The 22,028-nt window shown below is 52.8% G+C and carries 16 protein-coding genes; 4 read left to right on the plus strand and 12 right to left on the minus strand.

Going from position 1 to position 22,028, the window contains the following annotated elements:
* Nucleotides 1–8 precede the first annotated feature (8 nt).
* Nucleotides 9–1,847 carry a translational GTPase TypA gene (gene typA / locus ACEW81_RS00800; protein ID WP_373531057.1) on the plus strand — a complete coding sequence of 613 codons (1,839 nt, stop codon included), beginning with the start codon at nucleotides 9–11 and terminating at the stop codon, nucleotides 1,845–1,847.
* A gap of 118 nt (nucleotides 1,848–1,965) precedes the next feature.
* On the opposite strand, the gene ACEW81_RS00805 is transcribed toward typA, so the two are convergent.
* From ACEW81_RS00805 to gyrB, 8 genes are all read right to left on the minus strand, one after another.
* Complete coding sequence (locus ACEW81_RS00805; RefSeq protein ID WP_373531058.1) at nucleotides 1,966–2,706, minus strand: hypothetical protein; 741 nt, start codon at nucleotides 2,704–2,706, stop codon at nucleotides 1,966–1,968.
* A 124-nt stretch (nucleotides 2,707–2,830) separates the two neighbouring features.
* A complete protein-coding gene (locus ACEW81_RS00810) occupies nucleotides 2,831–3,217 on the minus strand; it encodes a metal-sensitive transcriptional regulator (protein WP_373531059.1) in 387 nt (128 codons plus the stop codon).
* A 111-nt stretch (nucleotides 3,218–3,328) separates the two neighbouring features.
* Nucleotides 3,329–6,487: an efflux RND transporter permease subunit gene (locus ACEW81_RS00815; protein WP_373531060.1), complete on the minus strand. Its 3,159-nt coding sequence runs from the start codon at nucleotides 6,485–6,487 to the stop codon at nucleotides 3,329–3,331.
* A 2-nt stretch (nucleotides 6,488–6,489) separates the two neighbouring features.
* Nucleotides 6,490–7,815 (minus strand): efflux RND transporter periplasmic adaptor subunit, encoded by a 1,326-nt coding sequence (locus tag ACEW81_RS00820; protein ID WP_373531061.1) that lies wholly within the window; start codon nucleotides 7,813–7,815, stop codon nucleotides 6,490–6,492.
* Complete coding sequence (locus ACEW81_RS00825) at nucleotides 7,784–9,559, minus strand: TolC family protein (RefSeq protein WP_373531062.1); 1,776 nt, start codon at nucleotides 9,557–9,559, stop codon at nucleotides 7,784–7,786. The genes ACEW81_RS00820 and ACEW81_RS00825 overlap by 32 nt, the downstream gene beginning before the upstream one ends.
* 101 nt (nucleotides 9,560–9,660) lie before the next feature.
* Nucleotides 9,661–10,377 carry an S-layer homology domain-containing protein gene (locus ACEW81_RS00830; protein ID WP_373531063.1) on the minus strand — a complete coding sequence of 239 codons (717 nt, stop codon included), beginning with the start codon at nucleotides 10,375–10,377 and terminating at the stop codon, nucleotides 9,661–9,663.
* Between the two features lie 119 nt (nucleotides 10,378–10,496).
* A complete protein-coding gene (gene recQ / locus ACEW81_RS00835) occupies nucleotides 10,497–12,359 on the minus strand; it encodes a DNA helicase RecQ (RefSeq protein WP_373531064.1) in 1,863 nt (620 codons plus the stop codon).
* Between the two features lie 230 nt (nucleotides 12,360–12,589).
* Entirely contained in the window at nucleotides 12,590–15,013 is a 2,424-nt protein-coding gene (gene gyrB / locus ACEW81_RS00840) for a DNA topoisomerase (ATP-hydrolyzing) subunit B (protein ID WP_373531065.1), read from the minus strand.
* 19 nt (nucleotides 15,014–15,032) lie between these two features.
* Here gyrB and ACEW81_RS00845 point away from each other — a divergent pair, with 19 nt between their 5' ends.
* A complete protein-coding gene (locus ACEW81_RS00845; RefSeq protein ID WP_373531066.1) occupies nucleotides 15,033–15,245 on the plus strand; it encodes a hypothetical protein in 213 nt (70 codons plus the stop codon).
* A 650-nt stretch (nucleotides 15,246–15,895) separates the two neighbouring features.
* Here the strand turns inward: ACEW81_RS00845 and ACEW81_RS00850 are convergent.
* Together ACEW81_RS00850 and ACEW81_RS00855 are read right to left on the minus strand one after the other, a co-directional pair.
* Entirely contained in the window at nucleotides 15,896–16,684 is a 789-nt protein-coding gene (locus tag ACEW81_RS00850; protein WP_373531067.1) for an endonuclease III domain-containing protein, read from the minus strand.
* Nucleotides 16,685–16,770: 86 nt separating this feature from the next.
* Nucleotides 16,771–17,787 (minus strand): M23 family metallopeptidase, encoded by a 1,017-nt coding sequence (locus ACEW81_RS00855; RefSeq protein WP_373531068.1) that lies wholly within the window; start codon nucleotides 17,785–17,787, stop codon nucleotides 16,771–16,773.
* 220 nt (nucleotides 17,788–18,007) lie between these two features.
* Here ACEW81_RS00855 and obgE point away from each other — a divergent pair, with 220 nt between their 5' ends.
* Nucleotides 18,008–19,294 (plus strand): GTPase ObgE, encoded by a 1,287-nt coding sequence (obgE, locus tag ACEW81_RS00860; RefSeq protein WP_373531069.1) that lies wholly within the window; start codon nucleotides 18,008–18,010, stop codon nucleotides 19,292–19,294.
* Between the two features lie 81 nt (nucleotides 19,295–19,375).
* Here the strand turns inward: obgE and ACEW81_RS00865 are convergent, their stop codons facing one another.
* On the minus strand, nucleotides 19,376–19,726 hold the full coding sequence (locus tag ACEW81_RS00865) for a hypothetical protein (RefSeq protein WP_373531070.1): 351 nt from the start codon (nucleotides 19,724–19,726) through the stop codon (nucleotides 19,376–19,378).
* A 186-nt stretch (nucleotides 19,727–19,912) separates the two neighbouring features.
* A complete protein-coding gene (locus tag ACEW81_RS00870; RefSeq protein ID WP_373531071.1) occupies nucleotides 19,913–20,965 on the minus strand; it encodes a hypothetical protein in 1,053 nt (350 codons plus the stop codon).
* A 229-nt stretch (nucleotides 20,966–21,194) separates the two neighbouring features.
* On the opposite strand from ACEW81_RS00870, the gene ACEW81_RS00875 reads away from it, so the two are divergent.
* Complete coding sequence (locus tag ACEW81_RS00875) at nucleotides 21,195–22,022, plus strand: transporter substrate-binding domain-containing protein (protein WP_373531072.1); 828 nt, start codon at nucleotides 21,195–21,197, stop codon at nucleotides 22,020–22,022.
* Nucleotides 22,023–22,028 lie beyond the last annotated feature (6 nt).

Below are 22,028 nucleotides of genomic sequence, written 5' to 3' on the forward strand. Positions count from 1 at the left end.
GGAACGCCATGACTTCTGAAGCAGCTACCACCGCACCGCAGATCTTGAACGATCGCATCCGTAACATTGCCATTATCGCCCACGTTGACCACGGTAAAACCACCCTGGTTGACAGTATGTTTCGCCAAAGCGGCATTTTACGAGACAACGAACTTCTGGCCGAGCGGGCCATGGACAGCCATGATCTTGAAAAAGAGCGGGGCATCACTATTTTGGCCAAAAACACGGCCATCCCCTATGGTGATTACAAGGTTAACATTCTGGACACCCCCGGCCACGCCGATTTCTCGGGCGAAGTAGAGCGGGTATTGACCATGGTAGACGGCGCTTTGCTGATTGTAGATGCCGTGGAAGGGCCGATGCCCCAAACCCGTTTCGTATTGCGTAAGGCGCTGGAATTGGGCCTGACCATTGTACTGGTTATCAACAAAGTGGATCGGGCCGCCTCCGACCCGGAGCGGGCCATTGATAAAGTCGTGGATCTGTTTATTGAACTGGGCGCCGATGAGCATCAACTGGACTTCCCGGTGGTGTTTGCCAGCGGTTTGGCCGGTACCTCGGCTTTAACCATGGATGAGCCGCTTGAAGTGGGCAAGCACGACCTGAAACCCTTGATGGAAACCATCATCAACCGCATTCAGGCTCCTCCCGGCGATCAGGACGCCAGCCTGCAACTGCAAGTATCCACCCTGGATTACAACGATTACCTGGGCAGAATTGTGATTGGCCGCATTACACGGGGACAAATCAAAACCGGGCAAACGGTCAGCCTATTCCAGCGAGACGGTAAAATCAGCCAGCACCGGGTTTCCAAGCTATTCGGCTTTCAGGGCTTAAAGCGTATTGAAATTGAACAGTCTGGGGCTGGGGATATTGTGGCCGTGGCCGGGATTCCCGAAGTGCAAATTGGCGAAACCCTGACGGATCCCAACAACCCGGAAGCGTTGCCGCTGATTAGCATTGAAGAACCCACCCTGAAGATGACCTTTTCCATTAACAACAGCCCCTTGGCAGGACGGGAAGGCAAGTTTGTTACCTCTCGCCAGCTGAAGGACCGCTTGTGGAAAGAAGTCAAAAGCAACATCAGCCTGCGGGTTGAAGAAGGGTCTACCACCGACAGCTTTGTGGTCAGTGGCCGGGGCGAATTGCACCTGAGTATCCTGATTGAAACCATGCGACGTGAAGGGTATGAATTCCAGGTTTGCAAGCCGGAAGTATTGACCAAAAACGTGGAAGGTCAGACCCATGAACCCTTTGAAGACCTGATTTTCGATGTACCCGAAGAAATGACCGGCAGCTGTATCGAAAAACTCTGTCAGCGCAAGGGCGAACTGCGCCATATGGAAACCTCCGGCGGGCGCACCGTGGTGGAATTTAAAATTCCGTCCCGTGGTCTGTTGGGCTTCCGCAGCGACTTTATCCGTATGACCAAAGGCCAGGGCATGATGACCCACGCCTTCAGCGAATTCCGCCCATGGGTGGGTGAAATCGGCAGTACCCGTAACGGGGTTCTGGTGGCCAGCGAACCGGGAGAAACCACCGCTTACGCCCTGAAAAACGTGGAAGATCGCGGTATTTTCTTTATCAAGCCCCGTATGACCGTTTACAAGGGCATGATTGTCGGCGAGAACAACCGCCCGCAGGATTTGGTACTGAACGTGTGCAAAACCAAAAAGCTCACCAACATGCGATCCGCAGGGGCAGATGTGCTGGAAGTATTGCAAACACCCGTGGATGTGACTTTAGAATTTGGTTTAGATTACATCGAAAACGATGAACTGATGGAAGTCACGCCTCAAAATATTCGCTTGCGGAAAGAAAATCTGGACTTCAAGCGCTCTACCTAATTTGCCATGATGGCCAACGAAAAACCCGCTTCCCAATCAGGAGGCGGGTTTTTCAATAAAAAAGCACGATTTATGGTCTTGGTTTATTTTCTTTTTAATTTCTTCTTGATTGAATTTATTAAGGGTGCGCCGCTCGCCACAGTTGAAGAAATTCACCAGTGGCCCGAGGTCCTACCAAACTGGCCAATTGGGGCTGCACCAATTCCTGATTGGTTCCGTTCTCCAGATCTTCCAAAATGTGCAGCACCTGATGGTTAATCACCAATTGCCGGGCTTTGATTTGTTTTTTATAGCGGTGCTCAAAGAAAACATGCGCCCCAATACTCACCAAAGTAGCCCCACTGCCTACCAAACCCATCACCGAGGGAGCCAGACTTTCCCGATGTCCACCGCCCCCGCCGACGTGTTCACCTTCTTCGTGATGCGCTCCGCCCGCTTTATGCTGGTTGAGCGTTGCCAAACCCGTAATGCTTTGCGCCAGACCCAAGCCACTGACCCCGGCAATACTGGCTAAAAACAGATTGTTAGAAACCCCCATTTTTTTAACCAGCCCCTTCAGGGATTCATCCCGACGGTAGGCCATAGAAAGCAGCAAATTGCCCCATAGGCTGTCGGTCACTTCATCCTGTGAGTTCTCATCATCATGCAGCAATTGCCCCACCCCGGCGCTGGAACCTTCATGGTGAGCCAGTAATTTTTCATCGGCATTCAAGGTGATTGTTTCGGTTTCAGCCCCAGCAGCATCCAGCGAAACCGGTTCAGCGTGGCTGAATCCAACCAGGCCAGGAGCAGTGAACAAACTAGCGACAACGAGGCAAGCTGCGGCAGGGCGGCGTAAAAAAAGCAGTGAATCTGACATAACATAGAGGGTCCTTCAAATCCGTACTCTGGAAGCATAATGCAACAATACTGAAATTGTAAATTAAAATATTTGCGAATGAAACCACACCCCCGGTGGGGATAGCGGGATGCCGCCTAAAAAGTTAATCGCAACAGCTTTTGCCGTTGCCGGATAAAACAGCTACCCGCTCAAGTTTAAGCGCTTTTTGAGGCAACGGCTTTTGAGGCAACCCTTCCAGCTTTAGATCATCCAGATTTAATTCCGGTGCTCGGCGAAAAACCTGAATGAGTTCATCAATCACCCGGCTGGTATCCTGATTTTTAACCGCATCCACCACGCAAGTTTCCAGATGCTGGCGCAAAATTTCCTCAGAAATTTTATCCAAGGCGGCCTGAACGGCTTTCATCTGGTGCAGCACATCCACGCAGTATTTTTTTTCATCCACCATGCGGTGAACGGCGTTTAAATGGCCCATGGCCTTTGCCAGCCGGTTTTTCAGTTTTTCCTTGTTATCATCGGTAATGGCCATACCGCACCTCGATTAATCAGTAAGCTTGCTGAGTTCCCTTGATTTTATCACAAGCAGACTGGAATTTAAATGAGGATTTGAATAAAGCAACGCCCTACATGGGGTTCCCAGCTATTTTGCCGCTTTATTAAACGCTCGGGATTTGACCAAATCATACATCAGCGGCACCACGTACAAGGTGAGAAAGGTGGCCAAAATCATGCCGCCCACAATGACGGCGCCCAGTGGCTTACGGCCATCCACACCTGCCCCCAGACCCACCGCAATGGGAATAGCCCCAAAAATGGTGGCCACAGAGGTCATGACAATGGGACGGAAGCGAATGCGGGAGGCCTCAATCACCGCTTCTCGTGGCGATTTCTGGGGTTCCCGCTCCCGAATCTGGTTGGCGAACTCCACAATCAAAATGCCATTTTTGGTGACCAGACCAACCAGCAATACCAGCCCAATTTGGCTGTAGACGTTGAGGTTGTACTTCACCGGAACCCAATCGGCAAACATGGGCAGCATTTTGAGCAGCATGGGCACATAAGACAGCATGAACAAGGTCAACACAGCGCCCGCCACGGCCAAGGGAACCGTCAAAATAACAATCAACGGGTCAGAGAAACTCTCAAACTGGGCGGCCAAAACCATAAACACTACCAGCACCGCCAAGCCAAAGGCAAAGAACGTGGCCGAATTGGCGTCGAAGAACTCCTTGGCCTCGCCTTTCCAGGCTACCCGCATGCCGGAAGCGATTTCCTGCTCCGCAATTTTTTTCATTTTTTCCAGCTCAGTTCCCAAACTAACGCCGGGAATGGGCAACAGGGAACCGCTAATGGTGGCGGCCCGCATCCGGTTATAGTGGTTTAACTCCTTGGGAGCTACCGCCTCCTGATAATCCAGCACACTGGACAAAGGCACCATCACCCCATTCATGCCGTTGACATAAATGGTGGCCAATTGATCCGGGGTCGCCCGAAGTTCCGGCAAAGCTTGCACCATCACGTCATAGCGCTTACCGCTGTACTGAAAAGTGGATAAATTCAAGCCACCCAGCATAATTTGCATGGTGCGGGCCACATCCCGAACTGAAACGCCCAGCAAGGAGGCTTTTTCCCGGTTAATGCCCACTTCCAGCTGAGGTTTATCCAGCTTCAAATCGGTATCCACGTTAATTAAAAAAGGAATTTCCTGAGCGATACGCAACTGAATTTTACTAATGACACTGGCCAGCTCATGAATATCGCCATTGGTTTGCACCGCCATTTCAATCGGCTTACCAAAGGACTGAATGGGACTAGACGGCGGGCTAATGGGGAACACAAAGGCTTCAGGAATGCTCAGCAACTGCGGCATCACCCGATTTACAATGGTATCCTGGGCCAAGGTGCGTTCTTCCCGAGATTGTAAATCCACAAACATAATGCCGCTGTTCACCTGCCCCGGCCCGGTTGAGCCTAAAGCGATGACTGAAAACAGGTTTTCAACCCCCGGTGTTTTCAAATAAATAGTCTCGGCCTTGCGAACCGCTTTATCGGTGTAGCCCAACGTGGAACCTTCCGGGGAGGAGATGAAGGTGAGGATGGAACCCCGGTCCTCGGTGGGTAGGAACTCTCTGGGAATTAGCCCGTACAAGGCCCCACAAATCACCACCAGAATGGAGACACTGATGAATACCGGCCACTTGAAGCGCATCAACTGGCGCAAGGTGGTTTCAAACCCGTTGGCCATCACTTCCACAAAATTGTAGAAAACCGTTAACAGGCCCGCCAACGGATTAAAGCCCTGTTTTTTACCGGTAGAAGTATGCTCTATTTTCAAGAGGCGAGCGCACAACATGGGGGTGAGGGTAAGGGACACAAAACCCGAAATCATAACCGAACCGGCCACCACCACCGCGAATTCTTTCAAAATACGGCCCAGCACACCGCCTAAAAAGATAATGGGTAAAAATACGGCCACCAAAACAGCGGTGGTAGCGATAATGGCGAACCCGATTTCCTCAGTGCCTTTGAAAGCGGCTTCCATCGGATTTTCGCCGTCCTCAATCCGCCGGTAAATATTCTCAAGCACAACAATCGTATCATCCACCACCAGGCCAATAGTCAGGGTTAGGCCCAACAAGGTGATGGTGTTAATGGTGTAGCCCAAAAAATACATAATGGAAAACGTGGCAATCAGCGAAATGGGAATTGAAATAGCCGGGATAAACGTGGCGCGGATGTTCCGCAAGAAAAAGAAAATAACCACCACCACCAGCCCAAACGCCACAAACAGAGACTCTACCACTTCATCAATAGAGCGCTGAATAAACACCGAGCTGTCAAAAGCCGTGTCCATTTTCATGCCAGGGGGCAAGGTTTTGCTGATTTCCTGCATTTTTTGCTTCACCGAGCGGGCCACATCCAGCGTGTTGGCCTTGGACTGCTTTACAATGCCCAAGCCCACCGCCGGTTGCCCGTTAAAGCGCACCAGCGAGCGATCATCCCTGGCCCCAATGGCCGCGTGTCCAATATCGGCCAGATACACCGGAATGCCATTAACCCGTTTCACAATCAAGCGGTCAAACTGCTCAGCGGTTTTCAGTTCGCCCTGGGTGCGTACCGTAAATTCCCGGTTGGTGCTTTCAATCCGCCCCGAGGGAATATCTACGTTATCGGCCCGTAAGGCGCTTTCCACATCTAAAGCGGAAACCTGACGGGCGGCCATTTTGGCAGGGCTCAGCCAAAGCCGCATAGCGTATTCACGCTCTCCGCCAATAATGACAGAACCCACCCCATCCACGGTTTGAAACTGGTCGTTGATGAAGCGATCGGCGTAATCGGTAATTTGCAGGGGAGAATAATTTTCGCCATAGAGACTAAACCACAGAATGGCGCTGGCATCGGTATCCTGCTTGGAAATAATAGGCTCTTCAATATCATCGGGCAGCACCCCACGGGCGCGCGAAACACGATCCCGAACGTCTTGGGCGGCCACGTTAACATCTCGCTCCAGCACGAACTCGATAATGATGGTGCTTACACCTTCCCGACTGACCGAGTTCATGCTGCGAATGCCCTCAATGCCAATCAGCTCGTCTTCCAGCCGCTCGGTAATGGTGCTTTCCATAATTTCAGCACTGGCACCCGGATACACAGTAGCCACAGAGATAATGGGCGGATCAATATCGGGATACTCTCGCACCGAAAGGAAAGACAGACTCACCAGCCCGAACAGAATCATCAAAATGGAGACAACGGACGCCAAAACCGGACGTCGGATTGAAATATTAGAGATCCACATGTCTAGCGCCCTTTCGTCCCTTGAGCGGCAGGCGCTGGGTCGGGATTGACCACCAGGTTATCGCTCACTTTTTGCAGACCGCTCACAATCAATCGCTCACCGGGTTTTAGGCCCTGCTTGATTTGCACTTTGCCCGCTTCCCGGTATCCCACGGTGACTTCCTGTAAATGCGCCACATCCACGGGTTCTGCGGCTTGTTCCGGCGGCTTGCCAGACGGACTTTTTTCGCCTTCCAACACTCGGGGCTTGTAAACTTCGTGCCGAATCACATACACAAAGGTTTTTTCACCTTGCGGCACAATGGCTTCCTCGGGAATGACCACCGCATCGGGAATCACACCCAGTGAAAGCGCCACATTGCCCAGCAACCCATCTCGTAAGCCCGGAGAGGAGGGCAATAAAGCCTTCACCCGCACTGTGTGGGCATCCGGATCAATCACCGGATCAATAAAATTCACCTGACCACGGGCCGTTTTTTCGGTCAAGCCCTCAAAAGTAACCTGCACCGGCAAGCCCAGTTTTAATTGGCCCAAATACCTTTCAGGCACTGTAAATTGAACCCGAAAAACTGAGGAATCCACCACGGTGATTAACTTTTCAGTGGGGGCCACATAATCCCCCAAGTCCACGTATTTGGAACCAATCATGCCGCTAAAAGGAGCCCTAACCACGGTTTCTCCAGCCAAAGCCAGATTATAACGATAACTGGAGCGAGATTGTGCCAAATTGGAGGAGGCCTGAGCCGCCTGAGTACGGATACCGTTCAATTGCTGAAGCGAAGACTGATAGTCAGAGGCTGCGGTTTGGTAGGCGGCCCGTTTTTGCTCCAGCTCCAGCTGGGAGATAAACTCATCGTTAAAAAGCTGCTCATAGCGAGTTAGTTCAGATTTGGCCAATTGCATCTTTACGCTGGCACTGTTCACCATGGCTTGAAACTGGCTGATGCTGGCCCGTTGCTGTTCCACGCCCCCTTGAGAGGCCGCGATACCGGCGGCGGCTTGTTGCACCTGGGCCAGTTGCTTGTCCGCTTTAAAGCGCATCAAAACCTGTCCGGCACGAACCAAATCGCCCTCTCTCACCAAAATTTGGCTGATGATTCCCGGCGTCTCAGTATTTAAATCAACCTTGTTATTGGCCTCCAGGGTACCTGTGGCGGTATAGGAAACCGTCCAGGGTTGCTCCGTGGCACGGGTGGTTTCTACCACTGGCGGGGGCATCTGCCAACCACCGCCACCCCCGGCGCAGCCGGAAAACAGCAAGGACAGTGAGAGGGCCAAACTTAATACCAGCGTGTTATTAGCGGGACGGTGACTTCTGGGTAAACGCATCAGCTTTCATTCCGTTCAGGATGTTAGGGGAGGAAACTTCGCCAACCGCCTTTAACAGGCGAACCTGGGCTTCATTAAAATCAAAGATGGCCCGCACCACACGCACTCGGGCCAAGGCCAGCGCTGTTTGGGAGTTCAGAACGTCTACGTTGATGTTCAACCCTGCCTTGAATCGACCAAAAGAAAGCCGGTAAGCCTCTTCGGCCACGTCCAGTTGCTCCTGGGCGGCGAAAATGGATTTGGCACCGGCCCGGCTATCCAAAAAGGAGTTAATCACATCGGTTTGAACGGTTCGCACTTGCTCGGCCAGCCGGATTTTTTGCTGGGCCACTTGTAAACGCCGGGTGCGGTAATCGAGCGGCAGGGCGGTTCCCAAGCCATTAAAAATATTGGATTGAATCGCAAAGCCCCCAAAACGGCCCAAACCCAACTGATCGATTTGAGGGCCGGTTCCATTGATGTAGGTCTGCAAGGTAACCGTTGGCACCAAATCGGCCAAAACGGCTTTACCTTCATAGCCAATGGCTCTAATCTCTTGCTGAATCACCTTCAGGGAAGGATTATTGGCCACCGCCTTATTGACCAACTGTTGAGTATCCACATCCAGCGGAATTAAAATACGGGCTTCCGCCTTCACCTGAGGCGGGATTAAGGCCACTTCAGGATCCAGATTCAAACGACTCAACAGAATTTGCTGGGTTTTGGCCAAGTTGTTCTCGGCTGCGATCAGCTCCAATTCTCGCTCAATCAGCAAGGCTCTGGCCCGTTCCACATCCAGCTTGGTTCCAATGCCTGCCTTAAGTCTGGCATCATTCAGATCTACCTGACCTTGAACCTCCTGAATATTGGCCTTAACATTGGCCACCCTTACGCCAGCAGCCAGCAGTTCATAATATTCAATGGTGGCCTGGGTCAACTGATCCTGCGCCGTCTGCTCCAGCAGGTATTTGGCGCTGCGGGCGCGTTGCTTGGCAGCCAAAGCGATAAACACATCTCTCCCGCCCGGATTAATGGTCCAGGTGGCGGTGGCTTGCGGCACAATGCGGGTTTGATAAATCTGAGTCGTCTGGTTTCCAAAAATCTGAATAACCCCTTGAAAGCGGGACTGATTATAAGTACCCTGCACATCCGGCAACAAACTGGATACAGTGCGGTAAAACAGGTTATTCTGAATTTTGGCATTCACCGTGAAATCTTGCAAAAACAGGTTTTGTGCTTCCACCAATTTTAAAATAACGGGCAAATCCACAGGATATTCCTGCACCTTCACCACAGAAGCAGTCAGCACCTGATTCAACAAGGATCGGCCTTCGGCCAGCTTTTCCCTATCAAATAAATGAACGGGCTGCTGTTCCAGCAAACGCACATCTTCACTGGTTTCAGAGGGAATTTGCTTGATATTACGATCGGCGGCTTTTTCAGCGGGAAGCGGATCTGGTTGCACACCATCCAGAGAATAAATAGTGGGGCTGGCCGGAGTCGTCAAACCGGCAGGGGCTGGCTGAGCCATTTGGCCGCCTTGCAGGGGGGCCGCTTGCAAGGTTGATGGCGCTGGGCTGGATGGCGCTGGCAAGGAAGGAGCAGCGGTTGGGGTGGACTGCATTGTAGGCACACCCATCACGGAACCCGCGTTGGGAGCCGCCATAGAGGGTGACAATTGCGACCAGGCAAATTGGGGCTGAACGCTCAGCGTTAAAAAGGAAAATAACAAGGCTGCTCGCGAGGAGGGAGCGAGAAAAGGCATCAAACGTCTCATGGGTCACGCAAAGAAATTATAACAAGTGACTGGTGGCTTTACCTTGGCTTATTGTCGCCGAGGCCGCTCAAAATAACAATGTAAAAGCCCTAATACGGAATGCCTTGCTCAGATTGATGCAGGCGATTCAGGTACTGCCCAAGCGCAAAGGCCATGTCTCCTCGTGTCATCGGTTTCAGCGGGTGGATTTTACCCGTGGCGGAGACATCTACAAAGCCACTTTTTAAGGTTGTCGCCATCGCCTTCTCCGCCCAATCCGGGATTTGAGCGGCATCCGGGTAAGGTGCCAAAATGGTTTTCACGGTGGCGTCATCGTATTGCTGAACCCCGTAGGCTTGCGCAAAGATGGACAGGGCTTCTGAGCGGGAAACACGCTGCTCCGGGTAGAAATAACCGTCTCTGTAGCCCTTCATAATACCCAAACGCATCACCGTATCAATATCCTTGGCCGCCCAGTAATCAGCGGACACGTCCTTCAAAGGCTCTACTTCTGGATTCATGGCCTTGCGGGTTTCCAGCTTGAAGGTTTTGCTTAGAATGGCAGCCAATTCCGCACGGCTCAGGGCTTTTTCAGGGTGAAAGTTTCCTTTTTTATCGCCTTGCATCAACCCGGCCTTTTTAACCGCTTCAATGGCTTCCGCTTGGGTGGTGGTGGGAGGTGTTACCCGCTGATCCCGCTCTGTCTGGGAAGCACCCGGCACTTCGCTGGGCGCTTGCTCAGCAGGCATGTCCATAGGCGTGGGCTGACACCAACCCGGCGCCAAGCCACTGGCCAAAACCGCAATTATCACAACCAGATTACGCATTATCATCCATTCACGCATGGTCAAAGCCCTCTCCAAAATTGTAGGTAAGAATGGCTGTATCTTATCATATTCACACCGAAAAACCTTGTCTGCCAATGCTCTATAAACAACGCTACGGTTCAAAAGCCAGATTCTCCAGCCTGAAAGCCATCAATAAGCTCAATAAAGCGGGGTCCCAATTCCTGACGCTTGGTTTCCCCCACCCCCCGCAATTCGCCAAAATCGGATAAATTGACCGGGCGCAGGCGAACCATCTCCTTCAGGGTCACATCGCTGAAAATAATGTAGGGGGGAACCCGCTTTTCGGTAGCGATTTGCCGCCGCAAGCGACGCAGGGCCTCAAACAGGGCCTGAGCCTCATCGCTCCAGTCTTCCATGGCCTCAACCGGCGCTTTGCCTTTTTTAGAGGCCTTGCTGGCTTTTTGAACAATGGGCTGAGCCAGCGAAACGGTGCCACCTTCCTTCAGCAACTGAATGCCGGTGGGGGTTAGGCGCAAACTGCCGTATTCCGCCTCTTTTTCCAGAAAATTCTCATGCACAAGCTGCTCAATCCAGCGCACAATGTTTTTGCGATCAAACTCGCTCAATAAGCCGTAAGTAGACAATTCCTGATGCTGAAACTGGCGGATTTTTTCAGTATCCGCCCCTTGCAACACCTGGGCCACGTGTTGCGCCCCAAATTTTTGGCGGGTTCGAAACACGCAGGATAAAATCTTTTGGGCGATAACCTCGCCGCCTTCCATCACCTCGTATTCGCCCAGACAGCAATCGCAATGCCCACATGAGGGCTTGAGAAACGGTTGACCAAAATACTCCACCAAAAATCGATGCCGACATAAAATGCGCTGGCAATAATTGGACATTTCAAACAGCTTGGACAGGGCCAGCTTCTGGATTTCATCGGAACCCGCGGTGTCTGACTGCTTCATAATATCGCGCCACTTCACCACATCCGCCCCGGAGTAAAGCAAAATGCATTCTGCGGGCAAGCGATCCCGGCCCGCCCGACCGGCCTCCTGCTGATAATGCTCAATGGATTTGGGAATGGCGGTATGAATGACATAGCGCACGTTGGAGCGATCAATGCCCATGCCAAAGGCCACGGTGGCCACAATAATGTCCGCCTGCTCGTTGGAAAAAGCGGCCTGATTGGTGGCCCGCACCTGATCACTCAACCCGGCATGGTAGGGCAACACCCGATGTCCCTTGCCTTGCAGGGATTTGCTCAGCTGATCCACATCCTTGCGGCTAATGCAGTACACAATGCCCGCTTCATTGGGGTGGCGATCAATGACCTGACAGACCTGTTTCAGGGTATCGCTGCGGTACTGCACCCGGTACAACAGGTTGGGGCGGGTAAAATCGCCCACCATGCGGTTGGGGTTGCGCAAACTCAGGGCGGTGCAAATATCATCCTGCACCGTGGGGGTGGCTGTAGCGGTGTAGGCGTGAATGCCCTTGTTGGGGAATGCTGCTTTTAATTTTTGCAAGGCCCGGTAAGCGGGACGGAAATCATGCCCCCACTGACTGATACAATGCGCCTCATCCACAATAAAAGCGGCCACATCGCCTTCCCGTAAGGTATCCATAAAACCGGCGGCTTCCAGTCGCTCCGGGGCCACATAAAGCAAGCGGTAATCACCTTGTAGAAATCGCTCAATGGTGTCCCGCTGCTGGCTGGCGTTTAAGGTGCTGTTTAAATAAGCAGCGGAAATCTCCAACCCCAGCAGGGTATCCACCTGATCTTTCATCAGGGCCACCAGCGGGGAAATCACAATGGTGGTTCCCGACATCAGCAGCGCAGGCAACTGATAGCACAGGGATTTTCCGCCCCCGGTGGGTAAAATAGTTAACGAATCCTGACCGGCCAGAATGGCTTGCACCGAGGTTTCCTGCAGCGGCAAAAAATCATCGTACCCCCAGAATTTTTTGAGCAGGCTATGGGGCGTATGGGTGCTTTCCGGGGAGTGGGCAGGGGTCATAAATGGTCAATCCTTGGGGGCCAGGAGAAGGCATAAACAGGGCAGCTAGAATTTTGAAGAGGCTTCTATCATAGTGGGTTTGGCCTGATTTAAAAACCGCTAAATTTTCGGTTATTGCAGCGGCGTTGATCATACAGCGCTGAACCTTGAGGTGACCCAGCTACGAACCATATGACAAAGCGATTACGGCTATTAAAACCGCAATCGCTTTGCAAGGGTGTTTCTAAAACCTAAACGTCCAGATTTTTGACGCTGGCCGCGTTGGTTTCAATAAAGTGCCGACGGGGTTCCACCCGCTCGCCCATCAGGATGTCAAACATCTTGTCGGCGGTGGCCGCTTCATCAATTTCCACTTTTAGCAGGGTGCGGGTATCCGGGTTCATGGTGGTGTCCCACAGCTGCTGGGGCATCATTTCGCCCAAGCCTTTAAAGCGTTGCAGCTGAGCGCCTTTTTTACCACGTTCTTCCACATAGAATTTCAAATCGTCAATGGTCAGAATTTCACGCTCTTCTTTGCCGCCAATCACCAGCATCAAGGGGCGTTGCTCGGAAGGGAGGAAAGGCTCCACCTTGGGGCGTAAGTCACCCAAACGCTCAAACTCCAGACTGTCCAGCGTTTCAACGGTGACCCGTACGAAAGAATCGGCATCCGAAGCCGTAGTGACCTTTTCCGGGTCATTGATCAGCAGCACATAGCGATCTTCTTCCGGGTGCGATTCGATGCTGAATTCATACTTGCCAAACAGCCCTTTCAACTTGGCCGAAAAGGCGGTGGCGGCATCTTCACTGGACAGTTCAGTGGCTTCCACCTTGTTTTCCAGCAGCCAGAACAGCAATTCATCCGGCAAGTACTTCAGCAGCGGGTAATTGCGGGCCGAGGTGTACTTGTTGATATCGGCCAACATGGTTTTCAAGGCGTCTTCTTTAACCGACTCCTTACGATCCTTGTCAAACAGCTCCAGATTGGCGGTTCCCCGATCGGTCATCATGCGATCCAGTTCCCGATCGTTGTACAGGTAGCGCTCTTCCCGGCCAATGGTAACTTTGTACAGGGGCGGCTGAGCGATGTACACAAAGCCGTTTTCAATCAGGGGGCGGGAATAACGGAAGAAGAAGGTCAGCAACAGGGTGCGAATGTGCGCCCCGTCCACGTCCGCATCCGTCATGATGATAATTTTGTGGTACCGCAGCCGCTCCATATCAAAGTCTTCCTCGGTGCGGGAAATACTGATGCCCAGCGCCTGAATGAGACTTTGAATTTCGGTGTTGTTGTAAATTTTATCCAGCCGGGCCCGTTCCACGTTCAAAATTTTGCCTCGCAGCGGCAAAATGGCCTGGAACATCCGGTTTCGGCCCTGCTTGGCACTACCGCCAGCCGAATCGCCCTCTACAATGTAGATTTCGCAACGTTCTGGCTCCCGGTTGGCGCAATCGGCCAGCTTACCGGGCAAGGTACTGCTTTCCAGAACCGTTTTACGGCGGGTCAGTTCACGGGCTTTACGAGCCGCTTCCCGAGCCTGCAACGCCAGCACTGCTTTGGATACAATCATTTTGCCGTGCTTGGGGTTCAACTCCAGCCAGTCGGCCAGCTTTTCGCCCATAACATGCTGAACGATACCCTGCACTTCGCTGTTGCCCAGCTTTTCCTTGGTCTGGCCCTCAAATTCGGGATTGGGAACTTTGACGCTGACAATGGCGCTCAAGCCTTCCCGAATGTCATCGCCGCTCAGGTTGGCTTCGTTCTCTTTGATTAAATTATTTTTGCGCCCGTACTCATTCACAATGCGGGTCAAGGCGTTCCGAAATCCGGTTAAGTGGGTGCCGCCGTGGTGGGTGTTGATGTTGTTGGCAAAGCTCAACACGGTTTCCGAATAGGAATCGGTGTACTGAATGGCCACTTCCACCAGCACATCATCCTTGGTGTCTTCCACATAAAATGGCGGGTCAAAAATGACGGTTTTGTTTTCGTTCAGGTAAGAGACATAACTGCCAATTCCGCCCTCGTAGTGGTAAATCTCGGTTTTGTCATTCTTTTTATCGGTGAAAACCAGCTTCAAGCCCTTGTTCAAAAAGGCCATTTCCCGCAGACGGGTGGAAATCACATCGCAATCCATCAGGGTGGATTCAAAAATATCGCCATCTGGCCAAAAACTGGTTTTGGTGCCGGTAATATGGGCCTCGCCCACTTTTTCTACACCATGCTGGGGGATGCCTCGGGCATAAGACTGCTTCCAGATAGCCCCATCCCGGTGAACTTCCACAATCATTTTTTCGCTAAGGGCGTTCACCACTGAAGCGCCAACGCCGTGCAAGCCGCCAGACACCTTATAGCCGCCATCACCGAATTTACCACCGGCATGAAGCACGGTATGCACAATTTCCAACGCAGATTTGCCGCTATCGGCCTTGGTGGAAACCGGAATGCCCCGCCCGTTATCCTGCACGGTCACGCTGTCATCTTCGTTGATAATAATCTGGATTTCGCTGCAATACCCGGCCAGCGCCTCATCCACCGAGTTGTCCACAATTTCGTAAACCAAGTGGTGCAAGCCCCGTTGGCTGGTAGAGCCAATATACATACCGGGGCGCAGACGAACCGCTTCCAACCCCTCTAGCACGCGGATCTGATCGGAATCGTAAGAAGATTGGGTCATAGTGGAAGCGCTCTCTATCATGGATGGTATCCTGTGTTATTTTGAAAAATTGATGCGGCAATGGCTAAAACGGCGAAAAAACGACGATGCGCCGGATTACGAAGGGCATCCCTCTGTCTCCCCACCGGTGGATTCGGTCATTCATCGATTGAACGAAACTGACTCAACCAATTGCAGCGGGCTGAAACAACGAACCGAATGGTGCCCTAGACATTACGCAGGTCGATTATAACACGCCCCCCGGTCAATCCCAAGGAAGCCGGGACTCAATTGTAACAAGCTCTTTAACCACCTCCCCCCAAAATCCCCCCAACCCTCCCCAATTTCCCCCGCCAATGCCTCCTCCTCTTTCCCCCAGCAATCTCCCCTGTCATTCCTTGATTTCCCCCTGTCATTCCCGCGCAGGCGGGAATCCACTTCGACTACGGGGGTGTTGATGTACACTTCTGCCTTTAACCCCACGCACTTGAGCGATCTCCTCCTTTCCAAATTGACTGCCCCCTGTCATTCCCGCGCAGGCGGGAATCCACTGCGACGGCGGGGAGGTTGTCGATGTACACTCCTGCCTTCAATCCCACGCACTTGGGGAGATCTCCTGCTTTCCACATTGCCTGCCCCCTGTCATTCCCGCGCAGGCGGGAATCCACTGCGACTACGGGGGATGTTGATGCACACTCCTGCCTTTAATTCCACGCACTTGGGGAGATCTCCTGCTTTCCACATTGCCTGCCCCCTGTCATTCCCGCGCAGGCGGGAATCCACTGCGACGGCGGGGAGGTTGTCGATGCACACTTTTGCCTTTAATTCCACGCACTTGGGCGAAAGTGGATTCCCGCCTGCGCGGGAATGACAGGGGGGCGAATGGGGTTTGGGAGGGGAGGATTAGGGAATCAAAGGGTTAGGGGGGTAAGGTTTGGGGCGGAGGGGTTTGAGGGTGCGGGGTTTGACATTGACTTTGGGGCACAGGGAGGCAACCGGGCAGCGATCGCAGTGGGGGCCAATGGGGCGGCAGATTTGCTGGCCGTGCAGCACCATCATGGTGTTAATCACGTTCCAGTAGGGCAGGGGCAAAATTTCCCGCAGCGTCATCTCGCTTTCATCCGGGGTTTTGGTTTGAATGTAGCCCATGCGGTTGCAGATGCGATGCACATGAATATCCACGCAAATGGCGGGCAACTGATGGCCCAGCCCCACAACCAGATTGGCGGTTTTACGGCCCACGCCCTTCAGGGTCAATAATTCATCAATGGTGTTGGGCACCTCGCCCCCAAAATCATCCAGCAATTTTTGAGAAAAATCCACAATGCTTTGTGCCTTGGTTTTATAAAAACCCACCGGATAAATCAGCTCAGCCACCTGGGCCACCGGCAAGGTCACCATTTTGGCGGGAGTGTCGGCATGGGCGAACAAGCGCTCGCTGGCGGGCATGGTCACTTCATCTTTGGTACGCAAGCTCAACACGCAGGCCACCAGTACTTTATAGGGATCATGCTGGGTCAGCTCCCCCATGGGATGAAAATCGTAAGTGTTGGCCAAAATTTCCAACACCTGGCACATGGTGGTATTGTCCATCGCAGCGGCGTTTTTCTGCTTTTTGGAAACAGGGGCTTTCACAGCGGCGCTGGACTTTACCGGGCGTTTAGAGGCGGGCTGAACAGGGACTTTGGGCATGGCGAAATGGGGTCCATTACGAACGTTGCGCCTATTTTATCTCAAAAATTCATCTCAAAACCGGCGGCCTATCGGAACGGGCTGGCCTATCGGCACAAGGGCACCCCGAAAATCCACTGGTTGGGATTCACCGGCAAACCGCTCACATACAAGCCCCAGTGCAAATGCGGCCCGGAGGCAAAGCCGGTAGAGCCGACATAACCAATGACCTGTCCCTTTTTAACCACGTCCCCGGCTTTCACGCCCAGTCTGGACATATGAATATACACCGAACCCACCCCTTGGCCGTGATCCAGCCCCACGGTTCCCCCGTGCAGGCGGTACATGGTGGAAATTTCCACCCTTCCGGCGGCGATGGCTTTAATGGGGCGTCCAGCGGGAGAGCGCAAATCCACGCCCTTATGATAATCTCCGGTGGAAACCCCATTGTGGTAGCGCTTTACACCGTAGGGAGAATTCTGACAATCGGAGGTAGGGCTAATAAAGGGCGCTTCCCAGTACTGAACCGGGCTAACCTTATCCTTCAGGGCCTGAATGGCCTCCAGCTCTCCGGGCAACGGCTTTAGTCCGGCGGTTCCCTTGCTAACCGACACGTTTTGGGTTTTGTAGCGGCCATCCTCAATGGTGATGTCAAACTTTTTTAGCGGAACGCCCCCGGCGTTATAAATGGATAAGGGAGCCACCCCCGGTTTTTCGTAAATGGAAACCGACATGAGGGCCAGTAAATCGCCGTTTTTTTGCGTAAACAGGCGGGCTTTGCGTCCAGCCAAGGTAACGTAGGCAAAATCCGGGGTTCCCCACTGAACGCCCGTGGCGTTTTTGAGGGTCACTTTCAACACTTCGCCCTGCTTGACCCGATCGGCCACCACAAACTGGGGCTGAGGCTTGGTGGTTTCTGTTTTTTCCGTTTCAAAATGATGCATCACAAAGGGACGCAGCATCGGCCCTCCATGAGCAGATCCGGGTTCAGGCTGGTGATTGTCCAGCGTGGCGGGCTGAGGCACCGGCTGAGAGCCTGCGAACAGGGAAGCTCCGGTCAAGCCCATCATCAAAGCCACGGCAGACATCACGGAAATTACTTTTTTGCGCTCCAATGCACTCACAAAACACGCCCTTTCTCTCAACCACGGGTAGGAACAACTGGCAACAATCGACCTCCCCATTATAGCCACCCCTGGCACTTTGCGCCAACCACCCAGCGCCTTTTTCCTCTTGAATGAATGGACTCTTTTAAAAAACCGAATCACCTTTATAGTAGTATGTCTTTTGCATCCCCTCATTTTCACCCAATCCCCCTCCCTGAACCCAATAGGATATTTTCCCATGTTTGTTGATAAAGCGACCATTCACATTCTGTCCGGCTCCGGGGGCAATGGCATGGTGGCCTGGCGACGGGAAAAATATGTACCATTCGGCGGCCCTGCCGGTGGCGACGGGGGACGTGGCGGCGATGTGATCATTGAAGCCACCAGCGACCTGAACACCCTGATGGACTTTAAATACATGTCCATCTTTAAAGCGGAAGACGGCGAAAAGGGCGGCATTAAAAACATGCACGGCAAAAACGGCAAGGATATCGTGATTCGGGTGCCTTGTGGCACCATTTTACGAGACGCCGACAGCGGAGACGCCATTGCCGATATGAAAGAACCCGGCGATCGGGTGCTGGTAGCCGCCGGTGGGCGTGGCGGGCGGGGAAACTCTCGCTTTACCTCTTCCAAGCGGCAATCTCCCCAGTTTTCCGAACCCGGAGAGCCTGCCATTGAGCGCAATATTGAACTGGAATTAAAACTGCTGGCCCAAGTAGGCATTATTGGCCTGCCCAACGCCGGAAAATCCACCTTAATCAGCGTCATCAGCGCCGCCAAACCCAAAATCGCCGATTACCCGTTTACCACCCTCATTCCCAATTTGGGCGTGGTTAAAAAACCCAGTGGCGATGGCGTGGTGGTGGCCGATATTCCCGGATTGGTGGAAGGGGCCAGCGAAGGCATTGGCCTGGGGCATGAGTTTTTACGCCATGTGGAGCGCACCCGGCTGCTGCTGCATCTGGTGGATCTATCCGCCCCGGAAGATACCATTATGGCCAACTTTGAACTGATTAACACCGAGCTGGCCAAGTACAGCGTTCGACTTTCCAAAAAACCCCAGGTGGTGGTGCTTTCCAAAATTGACGCCGTACCCGAAGAAGTACTGGAGCATTACCGGGCGGAACTGGCCCAGCAAACCCAGGGTTTGGTCTTCGCCATTTCCTCAGTCACCCATCAGGGCATTGATCCGCTGCTACACCACATGTTTCGTATGCTGGATGAACTGCCGCCCGATGAGGAAATTGTGCCACTGGTAGCCGACCTGAAAGCGTTTGACAACGATGACAGCGGCTTTGAAATCATCCGCAAAGGCAAAGTCTTTTCGGTGGCGGGTGGTAAAATTGAGCGCCTGTTTAGCGTCACCGATATGAAAAACCGGGAAGCCTCCCAGCGGTTGATGAACATTATTAAAGCCATGGGCGTTTACAAGGAACTGGCCAATCAAGGCGCTGAAGAAGGCCATATTATTCAAATGGCGGGTATGGAATTTGAATACTACCCGGATGAGATACCCGAATAAAGGCGCGAAAAAATAATGGGCCTTTTCTCTTTTAAAAATCCCCGATTTTAAAAACTCGAACGCCTTACGCTAAAGTGTAATTTAAGCCAGCCAGCCCGGATGGGATAAATCCCTGCTTTTTTTACTAACCAGTTCAGGCACTGAACATTCAGGGATAACCGGCATTGCCTCAAAGCGTCGTTTTTTATAGCCGGTTTCGGGCGGGTTTAAGTTGGGCCGCTGGATGGCATGGGGAGATGGGTCCGCCGGGGATACCAGCGACAGTTTGGCCAAGCTTTCAAACACCGCTTCCGCCGCTTTCAAGGCATCCGCTTCGCTGAGATAACGCCCCACAATATTAAAACTGTCTTCTTTACCCACATGAGGGTTGCCGTTCACTAAAAACTCACCCGCACCCACAGGAATCACCAGCGCTTCAGGATTTTTGGCCACCACACTATTTTCTTTGTGTTTTTTCGAAAAACCACGATATCCATCCGCTAAAACCTGCATTTAAACCCTGCTTTCCAAATTGTAACTTTACACAATCACCTAAAAAGCCAATGCCGCTGAATATTGCCAACCCTAGCCTTATTGTTTTAATGACACCATAAACAAGGCCAATATTTAAATATTAATTTAAATAGCGCTGGCGCGGCCTTGCTGTAAAGCGGTCTGGTTATCCAGCTCCAAAATAACCCGAATTAATAAATAAGCGGCATGAATTACCCGAGCCGATACCCCACCCACCGGATGCAACCCCACCGACTGCGTTGCGGCCTTTGACCCGGCATTCACCGGAGCCGCCCCCTCATCGCCCGCGTAGGATGCCTTTGCCTTCCCCTCAGTGAATCGACGACCCGACTGGAGGGTAAAAACCAGAGTGGGTTGCTCTAAAGGAGTTGCCTCCCGCAACGCTGATTCGATTTGCGCTGTAAAGGCAGTGGCGATAGGCTCATGGCTCACAATCGCCTGCCAGCAACTTTCCGGACCTGTGAGAATGACCACTCGAAACGCCCCAAGCGTCATGGTTTCCATATACACCACCAATTGCGGCGCCTCCCCGCCTTCAGGGCCTCCCGCTTCCTCATCGGGCGGCTCAAAGCGCAAAGTAAAAGCCTGCGGCGGATGCAAGGGGTAAAAGGGCAAATAAAGGGTAATGGTGGCATGCAGGGCCTCGGTAGGCGCTTGAGCGCTTTGGGCCGATAACGCCGATAAGCCTTTCATCAACTCCCCCATTTCCCCCGCCCCGGAAAGCGCTGCCGGATTGCCCTGCAACAGCTTTAATAACTTTTCCTGAGCCTTGTCCACCCGGCCTTGCAAAAAGTCCTGCAAGGCTTCCAGCGGAATTTTCACCTCCTCGCTCAGCAGGGTTTGCAACAGGGCCTGCCCGGCGGCAGGATCTTGCTGGGATAACAGGGCCAGTAACTGCACCAGCTCTCGGGGCATGCTCAGTAAATTTCGCAACAATTGGGCCAGCTGAGCCGGGGCCAGCGGGTTTTGCCGTGCCAGCAAGGTGGCCAGTGATAAAGTACCATCTGCCCCCAATGGCGCCCGGTGGGTTGTAGAAGGTTCAGTCGATCCCGCGGCGGTAGATGGCCCACCCGCCGCATTCGGGCCTGCGCTTTGTCCAGCGCCAGCGGCCGGATTGCGCTGTCCGGGGGGTCTGAAGTTGGGGCCAATAAAGCTCATACTCAAAAAATCCGGGTTGCGGGGAACACCAGCAATCACTGTGCGGCATTAACCGGGGTATCGGCCTGCCCCGTAAAAAGTTGAATGCGCAAGCCTGTTTTAATCATAAGCCGATTTGGCAATCTACCCAATTTAGCCCAAATCAGGCCCATTTGGGTCAGCCTCGGGTTCCCCGCAACAGGAGGGTAAGGTATGCTTTTAACAGAAACAGGTTGGAGAGAAGAACGCCATGCCATTGTACCCACGGTCTAAACACTGGCTATTAGTGCCCCTCATGCTGGGGCTGCTGTTCGGATTCGGCTGCGCCGCAAAACAGACGGTCAGTGTGGATAGCGTAAAAGCACGGGGCAAACTGCTGGCCGGGGTTAAATACGACAGCCCGCCCTTTGGGTATCTGGATACCAGCGGCCAACTGCACGGCTATGATATTGAGCTGCTTCGGGACATTGGCAAGCGGGTTTTGGGCAGCGAGCAAGCGGTGGACTTTCAGCAAGTTTTTTCCTCCACACGGGTCATTGCTCTGAATTCTGGCAGTTTGGACGTGGTGGCCGCCACCATGACCATTACCCCGGAGCGGGCCAAGGTGGTTGATTTCAGCGATCCCTACTTTGTGGCCCATCAGGCGGTGATGGTGCCGGAAGGCAGCCCCATTCAAACCTTACAGGACCTGAACGGCAAAACCATTTTGTTTGTACTGGGAACCACCAGCGAAGCCACCATCAAAAAACGCCTGCCCCAGGCCCGATACACCGGCTTTAAAACTTCTACCGACGCCTTTTCAGCGCTCAAGGCCAAGCGGGGAGACGCCCTGACCACCGATGACGCCATTTTATATGGATTTATGGGCCAGCATTGCGGGTTTCGCCTGCTAAAAGAAACCCTCTCTGAAGAGCCTTACGGGCTGGCTTTTCGACAAATTAAAGGCCAAGCGCCCCCCAACAGCCTGAAAAACGCCGTAAACCGGGCCTTGGCCGATATGAAAAACGACGGCACCCTGACCCGTTTAAGCACAAAATGGATCAGCCCGGAGCAGGCCAAAAAATCCTGTAAGCCCTAGTTCTCA

It is taken from the genome of Vampirovibrio sp. (assembly GCF_041737375.1).
GTDB lineage: Bacteria > Cyanobacteriota > Vampirovibrionia > Vampirovibrionales > Vampirovibrionaceae > Vampirovibrio.